We start from the raw sequence: 1,574 nt of genomic DNA on the forward strand, positions 1-1,574 counted from the left end.
GGTCCTCTAGGCCAAGGCATCACTAACGCAGTTGGTATGGCGATGGCAGAGAAAACTCTGGCTGCGCAATTCAACAAAGAAGGCCACGACATCGTTGACCACTTCACTTATGCATTCATGGGTGACGGCTGTCTGATGGAAGGTATCTCTCACGAAGCATGTTCTCTAGCGGGTACGCTAGGTCTTGGTAAGCTAGTTGCTTTCTGGGATGACAACGGTATTTCTATCGATGGTGAAGTTGAAGGCTGGTTCTCTGACGACACGCCAAAACGTTTTGAAGCGTACGGCTGGCACGTAATCCCAGCAGTAGACGGTCACGATCCAGAAGCAATCAACGCAGCTATCGAAGCGGCTAAAGCAGAAACTGGTCGTCCGACTCTAATCTGTACTAAGACTATCATTGGTTTCGGTTCTCCGAACAAATCAGGTTCGCACGACTGTCACGGTGCACCACTAGGCGCTGAAGAAATTGCAGCAACACGCAAAGAATTAGGTTGGGAGCACGGTCCTTTTGACATTCCGTCGGAAGTTTACTCAGAGTGGGATGCGAAAGAAGCAGGCGCAGCTAAGGAAGCAGCGTGGAACGAGAAACTTGCAGCTTATGAAGCAGCATACCCTGAGCTGGCAGCTGAATTCAAACGCCGCGTAAGTGGTGGCCTACCAGCTGAGTGGGAAGAAAAAGCAAACGCAATCATTGCTGATCTTCAAGCTAACCCAGCAAACATCGCTTCACGTAAAGCGTCTCAAAACGCTCTAGAAGCATTCGGTGCGATGCTACCTGAATTCCTAGGCGGTTCTGCTGACCTAGCACCTTCTAACCTGACTATGTGGTCTGGTTCTAAGTCTGTTTCAGCTGAAGACCCATCTGGTAACTACATCCACTACGGTGTACGTGAATTCGGTATGACAGCGATCATGAACGGTATCGCTCTGCACGGTGGTTTCGTACCATACGGCGCAACATTCCTAATGTTCATGGAATACGCACGTAACGCTATGCGTATGGCTGCTCTGATGAAAGTTCAGAACATCCAAGTTTACACGCACGACTCTATCGGTCTTGGCGAAGATGGCCCAACTCACCAACCAGTTGAGCAAATTGCATCTCTACGTCTAACACCAAACATGAGCACATGGCGTCCATGTGACCAAGTTGAATCTGCAGTGGCTTGGAAACTAGCAATCGAGCGTAAAGATGGTCCTACATCTCTAATCTTCTCTCGTCAGAACCTTGCACAGCAAGATCGTAACGCAGAGCAAGTTGCTAACATCGCTAAGGGTGGTTACATCCTGAAAGATTGTGAAGGTAAGCCTGAGCTTATTCTTATCGCGACAGGTTCTGAAGTTGAGCTAGCGGTTAACGCTGCTGCTGAGCTAACAGCTGAAGGCAAGAAAGTACGCGTAGTATCTATGCCTGCAACTGACGCATTCGACAAGCAAGACGCTGAGTACCGTGAATCTGTACTTCCATCTGACGTAACCGCTCGTATCGCTGTAGAAGCTGGCATCGCTGACTTCTGGTACAAGTACGTTGGCTTCGGTGGCAAGATCATCGGTATGACAACATTCGGCGA

The 1,574-nt window shown here is 49.2% G+C and carries 1 protein-coding gene; it reads left to right on the forward strand.

Going from position 1 to position 1,574, the window contains the following annotated elements; all coding sequences use genetic code 11:
* Positions 1-1,574: transketolase (tkt, locus tag ELZ11_RS23660; RefSeq protein ID WP_137359825.1), on the forward strand; the 1,574-nt coding region annotated here is incomplete at both ends.

Origin of the sequence: Vibrio profundi, assembly GCF_005281835.1 — a bacterium.
Classification (GTDB): Bacteria; Pseudomonadota; Gammaproteobacteria; order Enterobacterales; family Vibrionaceae; genus Vibrio; species Vibrio profundi.